This is a genomic window from Mycolicibacterium aubagnense, from assembly GCF_010730955.1.
GTDB classification, from domain to species: Bacteria; Actinomycetota; Actinomycetes; order Mycobacteriales; family Mycobacteriaceae; genus Mycobacterium; species Mycobacterium aubagnense.
This window is the reverse complement of the sequence record NZ_AP022577.1, coordinates 2,469,938-2,490,703: the sequence shown is the minus strand read 5'-3', so window position 1 is coordinate 2,490,703 and position 20,766 is coordinate 2,469,938. Positions and strand designations below refer to the sequence as shown.

14 protein-coding genes and 1 pseudogene are annotated in these 20,766 nt (G+C 69.3%); 7 read left to right on the top strand and 8 right to left on the bottom strand.

The annotated features are described in order from the left end of the window. Window positions 1-9: 9 nt before the first annotated feature. On the bottom strand, window positions 10-1,209 hold the full coding sequence (moeA, locus tag G6N59_RS12335; RefSeq protein WP_138232549.1) for a molybdopterin molybdotransferase MoeA: 1,200 nt from the start codon (window positions 1,207-1,209) through the stop codon (window positions 10-12). A gap of 4 nt (window positions 1,210-1,213) precedes the next feature. Continuing rightward, on the bottom strand, window positions 1,214-2,134 hold the full coding sequence (locus tag G6N59_RS12330) for an SDR family NAD(P)-dependent oxidoreductase (RefSeq protein WP_138232548.1): 921 nt from the start codon (window positions 2,132-2,134) through the stop codon (window positions 1,214-1,216). Window positions 2,135-2,201: 67 nt separating this feature from the next. On the opposite strand from G6N59_RS12330, the gene G6N59_RS12325 reads away from it, so the two are divergent. Continuing rightward, window positions 2,202-3,017: an HAD-IIA family hydrolase gene (locus tag G6N59_RS12325; protein WP_138232547.1), complete on the top strand. Its 816-nt coding sequence runs from the start codon at window positions 2,202-2,204 to the stop codon at window positions 3,015-3,017. A 6-nt stretch (window positions 3,018-3,023) separates the two neighbouring features. Here the strand turns inward: G6N59_RS12325 and G6N59_RS12320 are convergent, their stop codons facing one another. Both G6N59_RS12320 and G6N59_RS12315 read right to left on the bottom strand, forming a co-directional pair. Next, window positions 3,024-4,745, bottom strand: coding sequence for a DEAD/DEAH box helicase (locus G6N59_RS12320; RefSeq protein ID WP_138232546.1), 1,722 nt, complete (start codon window positions 4,743-4,745; stop codon window positions 3,024-3,026). A 30-nt stretch (window positions 4,746-4,775) separates the two neighbouring features. Beyond that, a complete protein-coding gene (locus tag G6N59_RS12315) occupies window positions 4,776-5,417 on the bottom strand; it encodes a TetR/AcrR family transcriptional regulator (RefSeq protein ID WP_138232545.1) in 642 nt (213 codons plus the stop codon). A 113-nt stretch (window positions 5,418-5,530) separates the two neighbouring features. Here G6N59_RS12315 and G6N59_RS12310 point away from each other — a divergent pair, with 113 nt between their 5' ends. Continuing rightward, window positions 5,531-8,302, top strand: a complete 2,772-nt coding sequence (locus G6N59_RS12310; RefSeq protein WP_163911276.1) for a helix-turn-helix transcriptional regulator — start codon at window positions 5,531-5,533, stop codon at window positions 8,300-8,302. A gap of 84 nt (window positions 8,303-8,386) precedes the next feature. Here G6N59_RS12310 and G6N59_RS12305 read toward each other — a convergent pair whose 3' ends face one another. Next, on the bottom strand, window positions 8,387-9,859 hold the full coding sequence (locus G6N59_RS12305; RefSeq protein WP_138232543.1) for a hypothetical protein: 1,473 nt from the start codon (window positions 9,857-9,859) through the stop codon (window positions 8,387-8,389). A 336-nt stretch (window positions 9,860-10,195) separates the two neighbouring features. Next, window positions 10,196-10,673, bottom strand: a pseudogene (locus G6N59_RS12300) (cupin domain-containing protein). Between the two features lie 141 nt (window positions 10,674-10,814). On the opposite strand from G6N59_RS12300, the gene G6N59_RS12295 reads away from it, so the two are divergent. Both G6N59_RS12295 and G6N59_RS12290 read left to right on the top strand, forming a co-directional pair. Next, window positions 10,815-11,576, top strand: coding sequence for a polysaccharide deacetylase family protein (locus G6N59_RS12295; RefSeq protein ID WP_179970307.1), 762 nt, complete (start codon window positions 10,815-10,817; stop codon window positions 11,574-11,576). A 10-nt stretch (window positions 11,577-11,586) separates the two neighbouring features. Next, window positions 11,587-12,285 (top strand): M24 family metallopeptidase, encoded by a 699-nt coding sequence (locus G6N59_RS12290; protein WP_138232541.1) that lies wholly within the window; start codon window positions 11,587-11,589, stop codon window positions 12,283-12,285. Between the two features lie 40 nt (window positions 12,286-12,325). On the opposite strand, the gene G6N59_RS31580 is transcribed toward G6N59_RS12290, so the two are convergent. Continuing rightward, window positions 12,326-16,924: a PE family protein gene (locus G6N59_RS31580; RefSeq protein WP_163911274.1), complete on the bottom strand. Its 4,599-nt coding sequence runs from the start codon at window positions 16,922-16,924 to the stop codon at window positions 12,326-12,328. 839 nt (window positions 16,925-17,763) lie between these two features. Between G6N59_RS31580 and G6N59_RS12280 the strand changes: the two genes are divergently transcribed. Further along, window positions 17,764-18,171: a hypothetical protein gene (locus G6N59_RS12280; RefSeq protein ID WP_138232514.1), complete on the top strand. Its 408-nt coding sequence runs from the start codon at window positions 17,764-17,766 to the stop codon at window positions 18,169-18,171. Window positions 18,172-18,246: 75 nt separating this feature from the next. Here the strand turns inward: G6N59_RS12280 and G6N59_RS12275 are convergent, their stop codons facing one another. Next, window positions 18,247-19,152 (bottom strand): SDR family NAD(P)-dependent oxidoreductase, encoded by a 906-nt coding sequence (locus G6N59_RS12275; RefSeq protein ID WP_138232513.1) that lies wholly within the window; start codon window positions 19,150-19,152, stop codon window positions 18,247-18,249. Window positions 19,153-19,252: 100 nt separating this feature from the next. Here G6N59_RS12275 and G6N59_RS12270 point away from each other — a divergent pair, with 100 nt between their 5' ends. Next, window positions 19,253-19,819 carry a TetR/AcrR family transcriptional regulator gene (locus G6N59_RS12270; protein WP_138232540.1) on the top strand — a complete coding sequence of 189 codons (567 nt, stop codon included), beginning with the start codon at window positions 19,253-19,255 and terminating at the stop codon, window positions 19,817-19,819. Window positions 19,820-19,829: 10 nt separating this feature from the next. Beyond that, window positions 19,830-20,666 (top strand): LLM class F420-dependent oxidoreductase, encoded by an 837-nt coding sequence (locus tag G6N59_RS12265; RefSeq protein ID WP_138232512.1) that lies wholly within the window; start codon window positions 19,830-19,832, stop codon window positions 20,664-20,666. Window positions 20,667-20,766 lie beyond the last annotated feature (100 nt).

Genomic DNA, 20,766 nt, shown 5'->3' with positions numbered 1-20,766 from the left:
TGCGGGGCTCTAACTGAGATCCCAGACGGGCACGGGCGATCCAGCCGGCAATTCGACCACGTCCTCGTCGATGTCCAGCAGGCAGTTTGCCGTTGCCAGCCAACGGAGGTGGTGCGAGGCCGGCGGGCCGTAGCTGCTCACCTGCTCATCGGTGCCGAGCACGCCGCGGCGGAACTGACGTTTCCCGGCGGGGGAGGTCAACTTTTCGGTGAGGGTCGCCGAGCGGCGCGGCCGCTGCGACGTCAGCCCCATCGCCGCCCGCAGCGGCGGCCGGATGAACACCTCGAACGACACCAGCGCCGAGACCGGGTTGCCCGGCAACGTAACGATGGGCGTGCCGTTGACGGTGCCTCCCAAACGGCCACAGCCCTGAGGCATACCCGGCTGCATGGCGACCTTCACGAATTCGACATCCGCGGCGAGGGCGTCTTTGACCACCTCGTAGGCGCCGGCACTGACTCCGCCGGTGGTGACGATCAGGTCGACATCCTGGCCGTGACGGGCCAGGGTCTCGCGGAACAACGCCACGTCATCTGACGTCGCGGGTGCGGTGCTGACGTCGGCCCCGGCGTCGCGCAGCGCCGCGGCCAGCATGACGGCGTTGGACTCGTAGATCTGGCCCGGCTGCAGCGGCGTGCCCGGTGCGGCCAGTTCCGTTCCGGTGGACAGCACCAGAACCCGCTGCCGCGGAAGCACTTTCAGCTCGGCGAAGCCGAGTGCGGCGGCGAGGCCCAGCGCCGCGGGGGACAGCACTTCGCCGGCGGACAGCACCGTCATCCCGGCGGTCACGTCCTCGCCGGCCCGCCGGATGTGCCGGCCCTCGGCAGCGGGGGCGAAGATCGAGACCGTGTCCGTCGCCGCATCGGTCGATTCCACGGGCACTACCGCCGTGGCACCGGCCGGCAGCATGGCGCCGGTCATGATCCGGTGCGCGGTGCCGGGCGCCAAGGTGAGCAGGTCGGTGCGACCAGCCGGAATGTCTTCGGCGACAGGAAGTTTCACCGGATTCTCGGCCGACGCCCCAGCCACGTCGGCAGCGAGTACGGCATAGCCGTCCATGGCCGAGTTGTCGAAACCGGGTAGGGGCAGCGGGGCCACCACATCGTCGGCAAGGGCCAGCCCCAGCGCGTCGGCCAGCGGCACGGTGACGGCCGGCCGGGCGCTGATCAACCCGGCGACGACGCGCTGATGTTCTTCGACAGTCCGCATGACGTCAGATCGGGAACGTGACGCCGGTCAGTTCTTCGGAGACGGCCCACAACCGGCGCTGGATTCCGGCGTCGTGCGACTGGGCGCTCGACTGGACCAGCACCGGGTGGCCGACCAGTTGCCGAAAGCCCGACGGACCGTAATACTCGCCACCGCGCGCGGCGGGGTCGACGGCAGCCCGCAAGGTGGCCAGGGCGCCGACCTCGGGGCTGTTGGCGACCAGTCCGCTGATCTGGTGGAAGCCCGGGAGTCCCGAGCCGGGGATGTGGCGCATCAGTTCGGTGTTGGAGATGCCGGGATGGGCCGCGACCGAGATGGTTTCGGCGTTGGTGGCCACCAGCCGGCGCTGCAGCTCGTAGGCGAACATCAGGTTGGCCAGCTTCGACTGGCCGTAGGCCGCGACGCGGTTGTAGCGGCGCCGCTCCCACTGCAGGTCGCTGAAGTCGATCTTCCCGAGGATGCGGTGGGCGATGCTGCCGAGCGTCACGACCCGCGAGCCCGCGACCGGCAGCAGGTTCTCGATCAGCAGGCCCGTCAGCGCAAAGGCGCCCAGGTGGTTGGTGCCGAACTGCAACTCGAAGCCGTCTGCGGTGGTCTGCTTCGGCGGGTACATCACGCCGGCGTTGTTGATCAGCAGATCGATCCGCGGGTAGGCCGCGCGCAGGTCGTCGGCGGCGGCGCGGACCGAGGTCAGCGACCCCAGGTCCAGCTTCTGCACGGTGACATCGGCGTTCGGGGTGCTCGCCCGGAGCCGCGCGGCTGCGTCGTCGCCCTTGGCGGTGTCGCGCACAGCCATCACCACGCGCGCGCCCTTGCCCGCCAGCACCCGCGCCGTTTCATAGCCCAACCCGGTGTTGGAGCCGGTGACGATCGCCACCCGCCCCGTCTGGTCCGGCACGTCGTTTGCGCTCCACACGGTGCTCATGCGCGATGACACTACCGAGCGGACCGCCTGAGTTGCGCAGGAGCGGCGGGCGTTTACTGTCGGCAGCATGGCAATCGGCGGGGTTCTCTTCGACATCGATGGTGTCCTGGTGACCTCGTGGCGCCCGATCGACGGTGCGGCGGAGACTCTGCGGGCGCTGGAAGCGCGTCAGATCGCCCGGTCCTTCCTCACCAACACCACCACGCGGACCCGCCAGCAGATCGCCGAATTGCTTTGTGCCGCAGGGATCGACGTCGCCGTCGACGAGGTGGTCACGGCCGCCGTCCTGACCGCCGACTACGTGCGCGACCGCTACCCGGGCGCCCGATGTTTCCTGGTGAACAACGGCCAGATCGGTGCGGACATGCCCGGGGTCGAGCTGGTTTACGCCTCCGATTTCGCCGGCCCGCAGCAGCCCGACACACCGGACGTGGTGCTGCTCGGCGGTGCCGGGCCCGAATACACGCATCTGACCCTCAGCTGGGTCTACGACTGGATGGCCCGCGGGGTCCCGGTGGTGGCCATGCACCGCAGCAACGCGTGGACCACCGCCGACGGGCTGCGGGTGGACACCGGGCTCTATCTGGCCGGCCTCGAACAGACCACCGGGTATCAGGGCACCGCCGTCGGCAAGCCCGCGCCCGCCGGGTTCCTGGCCGCGGCCGCCCGCCTCGGCGTCGAACCCGAAGAGATGTACATGGTCGGTGACGACCTCAACAACGACGTGCTGGCGGCCCAGGTCGTCGGGATGACCGGCGTGCTGGTGCGTACCGGCAAGTTTCGGCAGGACACGCTGGACCGTTGGGCCGCGGACGAATTCGCGATGCAGCCGAACTACGTGGTGGATTCGGTGGCTGACCTGCCGGAGCTGCTCGGGCTCTAGGGGCCGTCAGGCGGTCAGCTCCCGCTGCATGTTGCGGATCGCGGAGATGCGGTCCTGCAGCTGCTCGCGGGTCGCGGCGGCCACCGGCGGGCCGGGATGGCGGCGGCGCAGCTCGTTGTGGATCCAGCCGTGTGGCTTGCCGGTGCGGTGATGGAACGCCGACACCAGCAGGTTCAGCTCCTTGCGCAGCTCGCGGAGCTGACCGTGCGTGGTCATCGCCGGCTGGGGAATCCCCGGGTTGGCCGCGGCCTTGGCGCTGCGCTTCTGCAGCTGTTCATCCTGGCGCTTGCTCAGCAGGTCGCGCATCTGGCCGGGGTCGAGCAACCCCGGGATGCCGAGATAGTCGGCCTCCTCGTCGCTGCCGGCCTCAGTCGCGGTGCCGAAGGACGAGCCGTCGAAGATCACCTGATCCAGCTCGGCGTCCGACCCGAGCATCTCGAAGCCGTTCTCCAGCTCCGACTTCTCGTCTTCCTTCTTCTGCGCCTGCTCGAGGAGTTCGTCGTCGAGCCCGTCGGACACGCGGTGCGGCTTGCCCAGCACGTGGTTGCGTTCGCGTTCCAGCTCGCTGGCCAGCTCCAGCAGGTTCGGCACCGACGGCAGGAAGATGCTGGCCGTCTCGCCCTTGCGGCGCAGCCGCACGAACCGGCCGATGGCCTGGGCGAAGAACAGTGGGGTCGACGCACTCGTGGCGTACACGCCGACCGCCAGCCGCGGCACGTCGACGCCTTCGGACACCATGCGGACCGCGACCAGCCAGCGGCTGCTGCCCTCGGAGAACTGCGAGATGCGAGCCGACGCCGTCGGGTCGTCCGACAGGATGACGGTCGCTTCCTCACCCGTGATGGTGTGCAGGAGCTTGGCGTACGCGCGGGCCGTGGTCTGGTCGGTGGCGATGATCATGCCGCCGGCGTCCGGGATGCTCTGCCGGAGCTGACCCAGACGCTTGTTGGCGGCCGCGATGACCGCGGGCATCCATTCGCCCTCGGGGTTCAATGCGGTACGCCAGGCCCGGGCGGTCTGTTCGGCGGTGAGCGGTTCGCCGAGGCGGGCCGCGTGCTCCTCGCCGGCGCTGTCGCGCCAGCGGGCCTCACCCGAGTACGCCATGAACACCACCGGGCGGACGACGCCGTCGGCGAGCGCGTCGGAGTAACCGTAGGTGTGGTCGGCGACCGACTGCTGGTGGCCGCTGCCGTCGGGTTCGTAGTTGACGAACGGGATGGGGCTGTCGTCGGACCGGAACGGCGTCCCCGTCAGACACAGACGTCGCGTCGCATCGTCGTAGGCCTCGCGGATGGCCTCGCCCCAGCTCTTCGCGTCGCCGCCGTGGTGGACCTCGTCGAAGATCACCAGCGTCTTGTGGTTCTCCGTGCGCACGCGGTGCCTGGTCGGATGGCTGGCGACCTGGGCGTAGGTGACGACGATGCCGTGGTAGTCCGCCGACGTTTGCCCGGTCGAGTTGCTGAACTTGGGGTCCAGAGACATGCCGACCCGAGCGGCGGCTTCTGCCCACTGGGTCTTGAGGTGTTCGGTCGGGACGACGACGACCACCTGGTCGACGGTCCGCTCCGTCAGCAACTCACCGGCGATGCGCAGAGCGAAGGTCGTCTTACCTGCGCCAGGGGTCGCGACGGCAAGAAAATCCCGCGGCTTGGCGGTCAAATACCGCACCAAAGCCCGACGTTGCCAGCCCCGCAAAGCCTGGGTGCTGGGCGCTGCGTAAGCCCGCACCCGAAGACTCCTCCTTGGTCGAAGGGCAGTTTAGGGCAACGGGTTTGGCGGATGCACATTTGTCCGGCGTGTCCGGGCGCTCGGCCCAGTGGTGTCGCCGCCTGAGGTGGCGATCAGCCGTGTCACCGCGTCGCAGACGATCGCCTTGCGCTGGGCGTGGTCGTCGACGCCGATCACGGCCAGCAAGGTGGGACTGAGGTTGTGCCACATCGACGCGATGGTGAGTACGAGCGCGAAGAGCACCGGCGCGGGAAGCTCGCTGGTGAGCTTGCCGCCGGCCTGGGCGGCGGCGATGGCCGCAATCTGCTCGTGCATGGTCGCGCCGGGAAAGGCCGAGCCGGAATCGTCGGCCCGCTCGAGCCGGTGCCAGGCGATCAGCCGGCCGACTTCGGGCTGGTCGGCATAGACGTCGATCAGATGGGCCGCGTAACCGGGCAGGTCGTCGGCGACCACCGGGCTGTCGGCGAAGAACCTCTGCGTCATCGCCGCCCACACGGCGTCGAACAGCTGATCTTTGCTGCCGAAGTAGTGGTAAATCTGTGCCTTGTTGGCGCCCGCGCTCGCGGCGATGCGATCGACACGCGCCCCGGCGATGCCGTACTCGGCGAATTCGGCAGTTGCCGCGCAGATGAGCCGCGCCCGAGTGGCGTCGGAATCTCGCGGGTGTCCCATTTCCCAGATCTTAGCCACCTCGGCCAGTTTGCTAACTAACCGGATAGTTGACAGCGCGGTGAGGTCTGCCTAACGTTCCGAATCGGATGGGATGTGGGTCACAGGGAGGTGGTGTGGTCGCCGAGCCCTTTCCGCAACGGTCGGCCCCTCCGCTGACACCGGAACTCGTCGGTCGCGGTGAACAACTTTCGAAGTTGATGTCCGCGATCAGCGACACCCCGCGCGGGCACACGGTGGTGGTGTCCGGTGCTGCCGGGTCCGGCAAATCCGCACTGCTCGAGGTGGCCTGCCGCCATGCCCGGTCGGTTGGTTTCCGGGTGCTGTCCATCGCCGGCACCCCGGGCGAATCAAATACCCCGTTCGCCGGCGTGCACCAACTCATCCACGCGCTCGGCTGCTGGGGTGGTGAGGCCCAGCAGTACCAGCGCGTCATCGAAGCCGCCCTGCAATCGCCGAGCGGGGAGCAACTCCACACCGTTCGGGTCGCCATGGCCCTGCTCGGGCTTCTCGACGCCGTCGAGAAGCGGCAATCGGTGCTGGTCTGCATCGACGACGGGCAATGGCTCGACGCACCGTCGCGCACCGCGATGATGTTCGCCGCCCGCCGCAGCGCAGGCCGGTCGTTGACCGTCGTCCTGGCGATCCCGTCCACGGCCGCAAAAGTGCTCAGCGGTGACGGCCGCTCTGTCGAGATCGAATTGCGGCCACTGGAGCGCGACGATGCTGCCGAGCTGCTCGAGCGGCAGTCCTACGTGCCGCGCGGACTGCGACGCGAGCAGGTCCTGACCGCGGCCGCGGGCAACCCGGCGGCCGTCATCGCCTTCGCCGAGACGGCCGCGGCCGATGACCTCACGGCGGGGCCGGCCGCCGAACCGTTGGCGCTGCCCGCGCCCAGCCTCGGCATCTTCAGTCGCCGCCTCGCGCGGTTACCCGCGACGACCCGAGCCGCGCTGCTCGTGCTCGCGGCGGCCTCAGAACAAGATCTGCGGCACCTGATGCCCGCGGCGCTCGCCGATGCGCAGACCCTCGCGCCGGCCGAGATCGCCGGGATCGTCCGGGTGGAATCGAGCAGGGTGCGGTTCCTGGACCCGCTGATGCGGTCGGCGGCCTATCACCGGGCACCGTCGGCGGCGCGCTCGGCGGCGCACCTTCAGCTGGCCGAGGCCCTGGTGGCCCTACCGCACCGACAGGTGTGGCATCGCGCGCAAGCCGCGCTCACGCCCGATGACGCGCTGGCCGCGCAGTTGGCCGATACCTGCGACGAGGTGCTGCGCCGGGACGGCTATCTGGCGGCCGCGACCGTCATGCACCGTGCGGCGATGCTGACCAGCGATATCGGCGAGCATGCCCGGCGCCTGGTGCGGGCGGCGCCCCTGGCGCGCAACGCCGGTGATCCCAACTGGTCCGCGGAGCTGAGCCGGCGTGCCCTGAACGGTGTCGACGACCTCATATCTCAGGTACGCGCCCACACCGAGTTGGGGTCGGCACGGTGCTGGGACGCCAACAACCAGCAGGTTCTGGACATGTTGCTCAAGGCGGCCGGCCTGGCGGTCGACATCGCCCCCGCGGTCGCCTGGGAGTCGCTTCGGGTCGCCGCGACCGTCACTTTCATCGCCGACGACGCCGCGGGGCGGTGTGGTGTCGCACGCCTGCTGAGGCAGCTGGAGGACGCGGAGCCGCCCACCTCGGCGTCTGCGCGCGCCGACCGCCTCTGGATCCTGACCGCCACCGACCCGCACCGGGCACATCTGAAGTTGCCGGACCTCATCGGGCTGGCCGGTCAGGTCGGCGACTCCGTCGGGCTCACCGCGGTCGGTGCGTCGGCCTGGCTGGCCGGGGAACCGGACCTGGCGGTGCGCTGCCTGCGCGACGCACACACCGGAGTGCTCGCGCCGCGCTTCGGCGGTTTGGCCTCAACAGCGCTGTCCTGGGCTTTCGTCGACTCGGGCCGCTGGGATGAGGCCGTCGAGTCGGCGACCGCGATGAGCTCTTCGGCGGCGGTCGCCGACGTGCCGGTGGTCGCCCGGATCGCAGACCTGGTGATGGCCACGGTGGCTGCCCGGCGCGGGCACACCGCCACGGGCCGTGAGCGCCTGAAGTCGGCCGCCGAGTTGGCCGATTTCCGGGACCGGCCCGTGTTGGCGGCGTGGATGCACCACGTCGCGGGTTCGATCGCGCTGGCCGAGAACCAGAACACCACCGCCTACGCCGAATTGTCGGAGCTGTTCGACGGATCCGGATTGCCGCTGCATCCATGCGCGTCGTATCTGGCGCTGGCGGATTACGCCGAGGCCGCCGTGTTGACGGGCCGAATCGATCAGGCGCGCGAACAACTGACCCGGATTCTGGGTCACCTGCCCAGATCCGTGTCACCGCGGTTGGCTCAGCTGGTCGCTCATGCGGACGCCGTACTCAATCCCGATACCGCGGGTGCGCGCTATTTCGAGGCGCTGTCCGATCCGGCCGGTAGCCGTTGGCCGTTCGAGCGGGCGCGGCTGCGCATCAGCTATGCCGGATGGCTGCGCAGGCACCGTCGGCGCCGGGACTGCCAGTATCAGCTGGCCGCGGCGCTGACCGTCATGCAGGACCTCGGCGCGGCACCGTGGGTCGATCTGTGCACCCGTGAACTGCGGGCGGCCGGGGTGCGTCCGCGTTCGTCATCGGTGCAGACCGGCGCGTTGAGCTCGCAGGAACACAACGTGGTCTACCTCGTCAGCCAGGGGTACACCAATCCGCAGATCGCCGCCATCTTGAATCTGTCGGTGCGGACCGTGTCCAACCATCTGTATCGCTCGTTCCCCAAGCTCGGCGTCACCAGCCGTCATCAGATTCATGACGTGGCGCGCCCAGCGAGCTGGACGATCGATCCTCCCGCGCTCACCTGAGAACGACCGGCGGTTCCAACCGACGGTCCTCAATGGAAAGCCGGCGGCGACGGAGAATCCGCCGCCGCCGACTGGTCTTACGCGTCAGGCCGCGCTGTGCGACTCCGACTTGCTCTTGGAACCCGAGTGCGAGCCCTTGGAGGGGCTGCCCTTGGCTCCCGAGTCCGAACCTGAAGCCGATCCGGAACCTGAAGCCGATCCGGAACCCGAACCCGAAGCCGAAGCCGATCCGGAACCCGAAGCCGATCCGGAACCCGAAGCCGATCCGGAACCCGAAGCCGATCCGGAACCCGAACCCGACTTGCCCTCATGGCCCTTCTGGCCGGACGTGGTCGTCTTGGTGCCACCGTTGCTGCCCGAGCCCGAGCCCGAGCCCGCGCTGCTGTCGCTGCCGGAGCTGGACGAGCTCGAGCTGGAGCTGGACGAGCTGGAGCTGGAACCGGTCTTGGTGTCGCCCGTCTTGCCGTCGGCGGCGGAGGTCGAACCCGCAACAGAACCCGTGGTCTTGGTGTCGGTGCCCGAGCCCGTCGAGGTGCCGGTCTTGGTGTCGGTCGAGGTTTCGGTGGCCTTGGGGGCCTTCGTGGTGGCGTCGGTCGCCGAACCGGTGGCGTCGCTCGTCGAGCCGGCGGTCTTGGCCTTGTCGGTGCTCGTGGGGTCCGCAGCCACGGCCTTCGTCGTCGCGGCGGTGCTCAGCGTCACCGTCGCGGCTGTGGTGGACGGCACCGAAGCCGCATCGGAGACGGCCTTGGTGGTGGTCGTCGTCGCGGCGGTCGCAGCTGCTGCCGGCTTGGTGGGAGTGATGTCGGTGAGGATCGACCTCACGACGGCGACGATCGCCTGCACGGTACCGGCGATCGTGGTGCCACCGGGCACAGTCGCGCCGCCGCCGAGCAAGCCGCCACCGAAGATGGAGAAGCCGGGGATGTCGAGTCCCAGCAGAGCGCCGAGGTTGGGCCCGTAGCCACCGTTGAGCAGGCCGTCGATGATGGTGGCCGGCGCCTGGATGACGGCGGTCGCCAGTTTGCCGAGGTCGCCGGCCTGCACCGCGTTGATGACATTCTGGGTGGCCGTGCCCATCGCGCCGATGGTGCTGGCTACCGGGCCGATGAGGCCGACGCCGAGCGCGAGCATGATGTTCGGCAGATCGTTGGCGATGTTGATCACGCTCTGCAGCGGCTGCGAGATGAGGTTGCCCAGGGCCTTCGGCAGGGTCCCGATCGGGTTGATCGCGGCGAAGATGGGGAGAACGATCGCCAGCTGGAGGTTGTTCAGCGCGCCTTCGATGTTGGCCTGGCCGAGGTCGCCGACGGCGGACCCTAGGTAGCCGGGCACCTGCGTGGTCAGCGCGGTGAAGACGGCCCTCCCGCTGTCGCCCAGCGCATCGACCAGACCGGTCATGGTGCCGACCTGGTTGGTCAGAATCTGGCGCAGGATCGGGAACAGCCCCATGTCCAGGTAGGACTTGACGTCAGCCTGCAGGTTGCCGGCAGCGGTCCCCAGAACCTGGCCGTACAGGTCGAACGGACTGCTGGTCAGGTTGACGGCGGCCGTTGACATTGCGTGACTGATCGAGGGGATCGACGGCGCGTGAGCCAGCGGTTGCATCGGGGCGACTGCGATGGCTCCCGCCGTCAGCAGTGTGGCTCCGGAAAGGACGGACGTTCGAACGGCGGCGTGCAAAATGGTTTCCTCTCATTCGCTGCAGCCGGTCCATGGCGCAGCGGGTACCTGACTAATCCGTCGGTTCGATCACGGATCGAGCACAAATTGACGGCAACGCACATCATGGGATGTTTGTGTTACTGGCCGGTAGAGACAAATGACTCAATGTGCACAGCTTCGGTGCGGGAAACCGCCGCGCACGCGAGCATGCGCGGTAGCGGACCGGCGGTTTTACTCGACGAAGAAGTTGTCGTGCCTGATGAACCACTCGCGGCGTTCGTCGTCGGTCATGTCGGCAAGCTGACCGAACCCTTCGAAGTACGCCTCCCGCGGAGCCCCCGGCGCGAACAGCATCAGAACCATTGCGGAAACCGTGGACGCCACCGGGCGGGACGTAGAGGAAGTCGTTGGCGCCGGCCTGTACCCAGTCGGTGCCGTCGTACAGCGTCATGGTGCCGGACAACACGAAGAAGGCCTCGGACATGGCGCGGTGGAAATGTGGGCCGGGGCCGCCGCCGTGTGGTGCGATGTCGACGCGGTACAGGCCGTAGTCGCCTGCGGTCTTCGTCTGGTTCGCGAGGTAGTGGTACTGGACCAGCCCATGCGAGTCGTAGTCGGCCGACTCGTCGCCGCGCCGCAGGGTTGCGCTGACCTCCGGCTTGTCGGCGGTGTAGCGGACCGGAGGATAGGGCGGTACAACTAAAGACATGGTCAGCTCCTGTGACCGGGCGAGCACCGGCGGCTTCTCGAGGCCCAGGATAGGGCGGGCACTCGAAGTTCCGCAGCCTGGCGACAAACTCACAGGCTCCGGACACTCATTGTTCAGAGTCGCGGCCTAGCGTCCGGGGCCGTGATAACCAGACGCGCTTTCCTGGCTGCTGGGGCCGCTGCTGCGGGTTCGCTGGCGTTGGCATCCCGGGTGTCTGCCGCGCTGGATCCGGCGGCCGTCGCGGGCCAATATGCGCGCGGAGTGCCGACCCAGTGGGGGATGGCGTTGCCCGGGATCGTCACCACGATCCCGGCGAGCGGGCGCCAGATTGCCCTGACCTTCGACGCCTGCCGCGGCGGCGTCGACGACGCTTTGCTCGACACCTTGCAGCGCAACAACGTGCCCGCGGTGCTGTTCCTGAACTCCCGGTGGATCGACCAACACCCGGACCGTGCGGTGCAGCTGGCGGCCAACCCGCTCTTTGACATCGGCAACCACGGCACCCGCCACGTACCGTTGTCGGTGACCGGGCGGGCCGCCTACGGCATCACCGGAACGCGGTCGGCGGCCGAGGTGGTCGACGAGGTCTGGGGTAACCAGACCAAGCTCACCGCACTGACCGGGAGGGCGCCCACCTGGTTCCGCCCGGGCACCGCCCACTACGACGACATCTCCGTGCGGATCGTGCACGACCTCGGGTTGCAGCCGCTCGGCTTCAGCGTCAACGGTGATAGCGGCGCCACGCTGCCCGCCGCCCGCGTGCGCGCGAATCTGGTCGGCGCGCAGCCTGGTTCCGTCGTCATCTCCCACATGAACCACCCGGGGTCGGGTACCGCGGCCGGCTACGCAGGGGCGATCACCGAGATGAAGGCGGCCGGCTGGGAATTCGTGCGGCCCGCCTAGCATCGGTGGCGTGGACAAGATCGATGAACACGCCCGCGTCGCACACCTTCTCGATGCCCAGGGCAAGGCGGCGGAGCTGTTCCTCGAGATCGAAAGGCGCGGGCTGATCCGGCCTGGTATCGGCGAGCGCCGAGTGTCCGACGAGATTCGCCATCTGGCGGCCGAGATGTTCGGCGTCACCCGGCACTGGCACAAGCGGATCGTGCACGGCGGCGAGAACACGCTGGCGACCGCACGGGAGAACCCGCCGGACCGGGTGATCACCGACGACGACATCGTGTTCATCGACCTCGGCCCGATCTTCGAGGAATGGGAAGCCGACTTCGGCCGCACGTTCGTGCTCGGCGACGACCCGCGAAAGCTGGCTTTGCGCAATGACTTACCGACGGTATGGGAAGCGGGCCGCGCATATTTCGACGCGAACCCGAACCTCACCGGAGCGCAGCTGTTCGACCATGTCGTGGAATTGACCCGCGCGGCCGGTTGGGAATTCGGTGGCGCGATCGCCGGGCACATCGTCGGGGAGTTCCCGCACGAGAAGATCGCCGGCCACGAGATCGATTCCTATGTGGCGCCCGGCTCGGACCTGCCGATGCGTCGGGCGGATTCCCAAGGGCGACAATGTCATTGGATCCTCGAGGTGCACCTCGTCGACCCGAGCCGGCGGTTTGGCGGCTTTCATGAGGAACTGCTGGACCTGCGGAGGTGAGCACGGTGTGGCGCCGATGGCCGGCGCCACACCGCACTCGCTATACCTGGATTCCGCTGCCGCCGGCGGGATTTCCGGAGCCTCCGGTGCCGCTGCCACCATCAGCGCCAGTGGCGCCTCCGGTGCCGTCGTGAGTGCCGTGGCCGCCATTGGCACCGCCGGAACCACCCGCGCCACCGGCACCGCCGGCCGGACCGTTGCCACCGGCGCCGGTCGCCGAACCGGTTCCGCCCGCACCGCCGTTGCCGCTGGTGCCGCCGACGCCGCCGGCGCCACCATTGCCGCCGTTGCCCCACTGGGTCACGTTGTCGTTGTAGCCGTCGCCGCCGGCACCGCCGGAACCGCCCGCGCCGCCGACGCCACCGTTACCGCCGGCACCACCGACGTTGTTGCCCGAGGTTCCACCGCTGCCGCCGGCACCCGCGAGACCACCGTGGCCACCCACACCGCCGGTGGCACCGGCGTTTCCGTTGATGAACGGGGTGCCGTGCGCGCCGGTCTGACCCGCGCCGCCGGTGCCGCCGTTGCCACCGGTGCCGCCCGTCCCGCCGGCCCCGTCGATGCCGTGCGCTGCGGTGCCACCGGCTCCGCCGCCACCGCCGGAACCACCCGCGCCGCCGATGCCACCGAAGCCGCCACCGCCGCTGATCCCGGCCGCATTGTTGGAACCGAAGGCCGGGAGCCCACCGATGCCGCCGGACCCACCGGTCCCGCCGGCGCCGCCGGCCCCGCCCTTGCCGCCGTCACCCGACGTGGTTCCGCCGGCACCTCCGACACCGCCGTTGCCGCCTGCACCGGCGCTGCTGCCGGACAAGCCGGTAGCGCCCAGCAGGCCCCCGATGGTTCCGTCGGCGCCATTGCCACCGGTACCGCCGATACCACCGGCACCACCGTTACCGGTCACGCCGCCCGAGCCGCCGGCGCCACCGTCCCCGCCGCGACCCGCGGTGTCAAGGATGGTGAGGGCGCCAAAACCGTTGCCGCCCTTGCCGCCGGCGCCACCGACACCGCCGACGCCGCTGAGGGCCTGGTTGGCGCCGTTGCCGTCGAAGCCGCCCGCGCCGGCACTGCCGGCCGTCCCGCCGGTACCGCCCTTGCCGCCGTTGCGCTGGATCGACGAAATACCGTCCGAACCGGCACCACCGGTGCCGCCGTTGCCGGCTACGCCGCCCTTGCCGCCGTTGCCGACGGTGCCGTGGGCGGCCGCGCCGCCCTTGCCGCCGGTGCCGCCGTTGCCGCCCGCACCACCGGAACCACCAGTGTTGCCGCCGAGGACGCCGGAGCCGCCGCTGCCGCCGTTACCGGCGTTGCCGCCGACCCCGCCGTTGCCGCCGTTGCCGGAGTTGGTGCCACCGGCGCCGCCGATGCCGCCCGTGCCGCCGTTGCCGCCGTTGGGGCCGTTCTGGCCCAGTGCGGCAAGGCCATTGGCGCCGTTTCCGCCGGTGCCGCCGGCGCCGCCGTTGCCTCCGTTGCCGTCGGTTCCACCGGAGCCGCCGTTGCCGCCGGCGCCGCCGTTGCCGGTGACGTCGACCGCGGTGATGGCGGTGAAGCCGTTGCCGCCCTTGCCTCCGTTGCCGCCGTTGCCGCCGGTTCCGTTGGCCGCCTGGTTGACCCCGGCGCCGTTGAAGCCGCCGGCACCCGCGGTGCCGGCATTGCCGCCGTCGCCGCCCTTGCCGCCGTCGGGGATCAGTGACGAGCTGCCGTCGGAGCCGTTGCCGCCGTCGCTGCCGTTGCCGGCGTTGCCGCCCTTGCCGCCGTTGCCGACGGTGCCGTGGGCGGCGGCGCCGCCCTTGCCGCCGGTGCCGCCGCCGCCGCCGTTGCCGCCCTTGCCGCCGCCACCGAGGGCTCCACCGCCGAGGACGCCGGAGCCGCCGCTGCCGCCGTTGCCGGCGTTGCCGCCGACCCCGCCGTTGCCGCCGTTGCCGGAGTTGGTGCCACCGGCGCCGCCGATGCCGCCCGTGCCGCCGTTGCCGCCGTTGGGGCCGTTCTGGCCCAGTGCGGCAAGGCCATTGGCGCCGTTTCCGCCGGTGCCGCCGGCGCCGCCGTTGCCGCCGTTGCCGTCGGTTCCACCGGAGCCGCCGTTGCCGCCGGCGCCGCCGTTGCCGGTGACGTCGACCGCGGTGATGGCGGTGAAGCCGTTGCCGCCCTTGCCGCCGTTGCCGCCGTTGCCGCCGGTTCCGTTGGCCGCCTGGTTGACCCCGGCGCCGTTGAAGCCGCCGGCACCCGCGGTGCCGGCATTGCCGCCGTCGCCGCCCTTGCCGCCGTCGGGGATCAGTGACGAGCTGCCGTCGGAGCCGTTGCCGCCGTCGCTGCCGTTGCCGGCGTTGCCGCCCTTGCCGCCGTTGCCGACGGTGCCGTGGGCGGCGGCGCCGCCCTTGCCGCCGGTGCCGCCGCCGCCGCCGTTGCCGCCCTTGCCGCCGCCACCGAGGGCTCCACCGCCGAGGACGCCGGAGCCGCCGCTGCCGCCGTTGCCGGCGTTGCCGCCGACCCCGCCGTTGCCGCCGTTGCCGGAGTTGGTGCCACCGGCGCCGCCGATGCCGCCCGTGCCGCCGTTGCCGCCGTTGGGGCCGTTCTGGCCCAGTGCGGCAAGGCCATTGGCGCCGTTGCCGCCGGCGCCGCCGTTGCCGGTGACGTCGACCGCGGTGATGGCGGTGAAGCCGTTGCCGCCCTTGCCGCCGTTACCGCCGGCGGCGGTCGTGTCGCCGGTCGCGGCCTGCGTCGTCCCGCTGCCGTTGAAGCCGCCGGCACCCGCGGTGCCGGCATTGCCGCCGTTACCGCCCTTGCCGCCGTCGGGGATCAGTGACGAGCTGCCGTCGGAGCCATTGCCACCATTACCGCCGGCACCGGATGCGCCGCCGCGACCGCCTGCGCCGACCTGGCTGGCGAGCATCCCGGCCTGGCCACCGTTGCCGCCGACGCCACCGATGCCGCCGTGGCCACCGTTGCCGCCGCCGCCGAGGGCGCCGCCACCGAGCACACCCGAGCCGCCGTTGCCGCCCTTGCCGGCGTTGCCGCCGACGCCGCCGACTCCACCGTTTCCGAAGAAGTGGCCACCGCGACCACCGTTGCCGCCGTTGGCACCGTTCTGGCCGTCTGCGCCGTCTTGGCCAAGTGCGGCAAGACCGCCTGCGCCGTCAGCGCCGGTGCCACCGGCACCGCCCGCGCCGCCATGGCCGATTCCGCCGCCGTTGCCGCCGTTGCCGCCGTTGGTCGGGGTGAAGATGCCGAAGCCCGAGTAGCCATTGCCGCCCTTGCCGCCGTTGCCGAATCCACGGGCGTTGCCGCCGTTGCCGCCGTCGACTCCGGGCAGACCACTCGAGTAGCCGTCACCACCATCGCCGAACCACAGGCCGCCGTTGCCGCCGTTGTGGTTGATCAGGTTGCCGCTGGTGCCGTTGCCGATCAAGTACTGGCCGGCAAGCAGGTTGATCCCGGTGTCGACCACAAAGCCGATGGGGCTGTTGATCCATGCCTGCACGCCGAAGTGCACGTTGTTGTAGATCCAGTCGGCGACCAGCACCGTCGGGTCGACGAAGGTCGGCATGACCAAACTGGGTGCGGCGAGCGGGTTGACGGCGGCCAGTGGGGTGACCGCGGCCAGGGGACTCGGTGCGGCCACCGGTTTGACCGCGGCCGCCGGCGTGGCGGTGGGCAGCCGGTCAGCTGTGGTCGGCGGGGCGGTGGCCACCGAGGCCGGGTGGGCCGCGGAGGTCAGTTGCACTCGCTTGGCCGCTATGCCGTATTCGGTTTGGCGGCGCACCCAGGCCATCACGGCCCAGACCCCGGGCATCTGATTGGGGGTGGTCGGTGCGTCGGGAACCAGCATGGTGCCCAGGCCGAGCGCGGACAGCACGCCGGTGATGGGGTTGAACGGCTTGCTCGTCGGGGCGCTCACGATCGGGCCGACTACTGGTGCCGACGGTGCGGACGGGGCCGTCTGGCCGCTCGACCCCGTCGGCGTTGCCGTGGCCGGGCTGCCGGCCGCGGGTCGAGGTTCGGTCGGGCTGTGCCCGGCGGTCGAGCCGCCGGCGACCGCGCCGGTGCGAGTCTTTGTGGTGCCGACGGCCGCGGTCGGAGTCGCCTTGTCCGTTGCGGGGGGCTTCTGGGTGGCCGTTGGCCGCGTACTACTCGAGTGCCGGTTGGGCGAAGTGCTGGAGGCAGTGTCGCCGGCGGTGGCGCCCGAGCCGTCGTCGGAGGTGCCGGCGTGTTTCGGCTTGCCGCCCCGGGCGATGTCGTTCAGGGCTTTCCTGGCGTCGTCCGCGTACTGGCGCATGCGGTCCTGCGCCTGCTGGCGCGGGGTGCGCGGGGTGTCGGTCGTGGTGCCGGAGTTCTGCGTGGTGCCGGAGTCCGGCGCCTTACCAGGCTTGGTCGGAGGCTTGGGCTGACCCGGGTTCTTGGTCGTGCCATCAGTGGCTTTCGAGGCGCCCGAGTTGGCCGGCTTGGCGCCGCCATCGTTGGACGAGCTCTCGGTGTTGACGAGCCTGATGTCCGCCGTTACCGACTGCATCGTCGGCGAATCTGGCCCCAGCAGCAGCATCACGCCTGCGCTGGCGAACGCCGCACCCGTCAATCCCGCAGCCGTGAGCGGCCCTGCCGCGCTCCACCAGCTGTTGGTTCCCACTGCCCTGTGCTTGGCCACGATCCTCCTCACTCGCCGGGTGTGAGATATAGCACCCCCGTAAATAAACGTGGGGAGACTAACACCCGTAACCAAGAAGCTGTGAACATATTGGGAAAAGTGTGTGTCTGTTCATATCGGCGAGCCGGAGGGCGCGCGAGCATCGCTCGAAATGCCTGTTCACCTGCGGCAAAGTCGACCACTGGGCGAAATGTGTGGCGTGCTGAGCGGGATGTTAGCGGTCTGTGCGGACGGGTATCGGGCAACTGTCGGGATCGCGTCCGGAACATATTTAGAACACGTTCATTCTGGTCGTGGTCCACGGATCGGCGTGGTTTCGGCTCGCTGAAATGCTCGTTTGATGACGCCGCCGGGTCGGCTGTGGCGGTGTGGCCGGTGCGTGTTCATTGTGAGGCTCGGCGGGTTCTGCGAATAGCTGTGGGGCCCGACGCGGGCTCGGTGACGCGGGGTGAATCCCGGCTCTGCAGCAAAATATCTGCTGATGTCAGATGTTAGATGAAAATCGCTGCGATGCGTAAATATTCGATCCGGCTCGTATTTGCCACTCCAGTTGCATTTTCAACGGAGACACTATTTTCCCGGTTATCGATTTCTCTCGAAATTGCCCGACATCGTTAATTTAGGCGGCCGGAGATGGCTATGAATTATGTTGTCAATTAATGGGATTGGCGGAGTGCTGAGCCATGGCCGCCGCGCATCGGGCTGTTCCGTGGCACCGCGTCGGCGCCTGGTTCAAAGATGCGAGTAATGAAGTAGCGTTATTTGCCAAACTGCTACTCATTTTGCTGGCCGCTGTCTAGTCTTGAACTACCCACTTTCGGGCTAGCGAAGGAGCAGCCATGTCGATGATCCGTTCAGCCGCAGTCTTGGGGGCCTCAGCGATCGGTGCCGGGGCCATCGCGCTCGCCTGTGCCGCTGCGGCTGCTGCCGACACCGGCATCAACGTCACGCCGGGTAACAACGGCCTACTCAACGGCGGGACGGCAAACACCGGTATCGCCAACAATCTTCTCGGCCCCGGCGGACTGAACGTCGGCATCGCCAACGGTCTTCTCGGTGGCTCCCTCAATGGCGGCGTGGCCAACCTCGGGTCGCTCAATGGCGGTGTGGCCAACATCGGTGCCGGCAACGTCGGTCTGGTGAACGTCGGCGCCGGCAACACGGGGCTGCTCAACATCGGCACCGGCAACAAGGGGGTCCTGGCCATCGGTAACGGGCGAACAGGACTGCTGGGCCTGGGGCACTAGCTAGCGAGGAGTTTGCCCGCCGGCCCTGTGGATCGCACGGCCGTGTGCCGCACCACCCACAGGGCATCGCCGCGGTCAGACCGGGAACGTCACTCCGGTCAGTTCTTCGGAGACCGCCCACAACCGCTCTTGCAACGCGGTGTCGTGCGACTGGTCGCTCGAGCCGACAACCTTCGGATGGCCGGTCTGCTGGAACAGTCCATCCGGCCCGTAGTACTGGCCGCCGTAGGCGGCCGGGTCGGTTGCGGCGCGCAGCGTGGGCAGGGCGCCCATGGCGGCACTTTGGAACAGCCGCTCAGCGATGAGTGTCACGACGGCGGGCGGCAGCGGGACGTGCCGTGCCAGCTCGGTGCTAGACCCGCCCGGGTGGGCAGCGAGGGCCACGGTCTCGGCACCGGTCAGTCGCCGCTGCAGTTCGTAGGTGAAGAGCAGGTTGGCGAGCTTGGACTGGCCGTAGGCCGCCACCCGGTTGTAGCGGCGTTCCCACTGCAGATCGTCGAAGTGGATGGCGGCGCGAATCCGGTGGCCCAGGCTGCTGACCGTCACGACGCGCGAACCAGGCACCGTCAGCAGCTGGTCCAGCAGCAGGCCGGTGAACGCGAAGTGTCCGAGGTGGTTGGTGCCGAACTGCATCTCGAAGCCGTCGGCGGTGGTCTGCTTCGGCGTCCACATGACGCCGGCGTTGTTGATCAGCAGGTCGATTGCCGGGTATTCCGACTTCAGTTGCTCGGCGGCCTCGCGGACCGACTGCAAGGAGCTGAGGTCGAGTTCCTGCAGGACGATGTCGGCGTCGGGCGTCGCCTGCCGGATGCGGTCGACGGCGTCCTTGCCTTTGTCGAGGTTGCGGACGGCGAGGACGACGTGCGCGTTCTTGGCGGCGAGCGCGGCGGCGGTCTCATAGCCGAGTCCGGTGTTTGCGCCGGTGACGACGGCGGTGCGTCCGGTCTGGTCGGGAATATTGGCGGTGGTCCACTTGGTCATGAGGGTTCCTCGGTAGCCTGGCCTTATTCGGGGCGAGCGCCCCGGATATTCACATATCCGGAACGGTCGCCCCGTTTAATTTGTTCCCGAGAGCATGACGATGTGCAAACCCAAGCGGCCGCTGCGTGCCGACGCGGCCCGGAACCGGGCTCGCGTGCTGGAAGTCGCCTATCAAACCTTCGCCGACGAGGGGCTCGCGGTGCCCATCGACGAGATCGCCCGACGGGCCGGCGTTGGCGCCGGCACCGTCTATCGCCATTTCCCGACCAAGGACGATCTCTACCGCGCGGTCATCGAGGATCGGCTGCAGTCGGTCACGGATGCCGGCCGGGCGTGTTTGGCGTCCGACGCTCCGGGTGACGGGTTGTTCGATTTCGTGCGGTCGCTGGTCCAGTGGGGGGAGACCGATCAGGGGCTGGTCGACGCGCTCGCCGGCCTCGGGATCGACGTCAAGACCTTGGTGCCCGACGTCGAGGACGAATTCCTGGCCCTGCTGGGCCAATTGCTGGCGGCGGCCCAGCGCGTCGGCGCCGTCCGTTCGGACGTCTCGGTCCCCGAGGTCAAGACGCTGTTGGTGGCGGCGCAGGCCGCGCAACGCTACAACCCCGACGCCGCAGACCGGGTGGTCGAGTTGATGATGGACGGCTTGCGGCCGCGCCGGGAGTAGCGTCGGCCGCATGAAGTTCGGAATCGCCACCTTCGTCGACGACGACACCGTCGACCCGGTGACATTGGCGCGGGCGATCGAGGAACGGGGCTTCGCATCGCTCATCGTCGCTGAGCACAGTCACATCCCGGCGAGCCGGGAATCCGCGTACCCGAACGGCGGTGACCTGCCGCCCTGGTACTACAACACCCTCGACCCGTTCGTCACCCTCGCCGCTGCCGCTGCGGTGACCTCCACGATCGAACTGTTCACCGGCGTCGCCCTGCTGATCCAGCGCGACCCGATCCATACCGCCAAGGAAGCCGCGAGCATCGATCTCATCTCGGGCGGTCGGTTCACCTTCGGTGTCGGTGCGGGCTGGAATCTCGAGGAGATGCGTGACCACGGCACCGATCCGAAGACGCGGGGCGCGCGGCTGGACGAGAGTGTCGAGGCCATCAAAGAGCTGTGGACCGACGAACCCGCCCAATATCACGGGAAGTTCGTCAACTTCGATCCGTCGTACTGCCGTCCCAAGCCGGTGCAGAAGCCGCACCCGCCGATCTATGTCGGCGGAAATTCGGATGCGACCGTCAAACGGGTCGTTCGGCATGGTGCCGGCTGGATCTCCAACCCGCTGCCTCGCGACGTGCTGGCCAAACGTATTGGGCAGATGCGTGAGGCCGCCGGTCACGACGTCCCGCTGGCGATGTTCGGCGCACCGGTGAAACCCGAATACTGGCAGGCCGTCGAAGGTCTCGGTTACGGGCAGCTCGGCTTGTTCCTGCCCTCGGTGGGCAGGGATGAATCGCTGCGCCTGCTCGATGAATACGTCGCGCAGGTGGCGCGGTACCGGTCGGCGTCCTGATTCGGTTGCGCGGATGGTGAACAACCTTGCACTCGCCCTACCTGAGTGCTAAAAAGACGTTGGCACTCTCGATAGGTGAGTGCTAGGTCGGGACAGTGAG

Bases quoted from the DNA above. Each gene is read 5' to 3' on its own strand.
- moeA (WP_138232549.1), bottom strand. From the start codon at position 1,209: ATGCGGACTGTCGAAGAACATCAGCGCGTCGTCGCCGGGTTGATCAGC.
- G6N59_RS12280 (WP_138232514.1), top strand. From the start codon at position 17,764: ATGTCGATGATCCGTTCAGCCGCAGTCTTGGGGGCCTCAGCGATCGGT.
- G6N59_RS12265 (WP_138232512.1), top strand. From the start codon at position 19,830: ATGAAGTTCGGAATCGCCACCTTCGTCGACGACGACACCGTCGACCCG.
- G6N59_RS12315 (WP_138232545.1), bottom strand. From the start codon at position 5,417: ATGGGACACCCGCGAGATTCCGACGCCACTCGGGCGCGGCTCATCTGC.
- G6N59_RS12325 (WP_138232547.1), top strand. From the start codon at position 2,202: ATGGCAATCGGCGGGGTTCTCTTCGACATCGATGGTGTCCTGGTGACC.
- G6N59_RS12330 (WP_138232548.1), bottom strand. From the start codon at position 2,134: ATGAGCACCGTGTGGAGCGCAAACGACGTGCCGGACCAGACGGGGCGG.
- G6N59_RS12305 (WP_138232543.1), bottom strand. From the start codon at position 9,859: ATGTCAACGGCCGCCGTCAACCTGACCAGCAGTCCGTTCGACCTGTAC.
- G6N59_RS12275 (WP_138232513.1), bottom strand. From the start codon at position 19,152: ATGACCAAGTGGACCACCGCCAATATTCCCGACCAGACCGGACGCACC.
- G6N59_RS12270 (WP_138232540.1), top strand. From the start codon at position 19,253: ATGTGCAAACCCAAGCGGCCGCTGCGTGCCGACGCGGCCCGGAACCGG.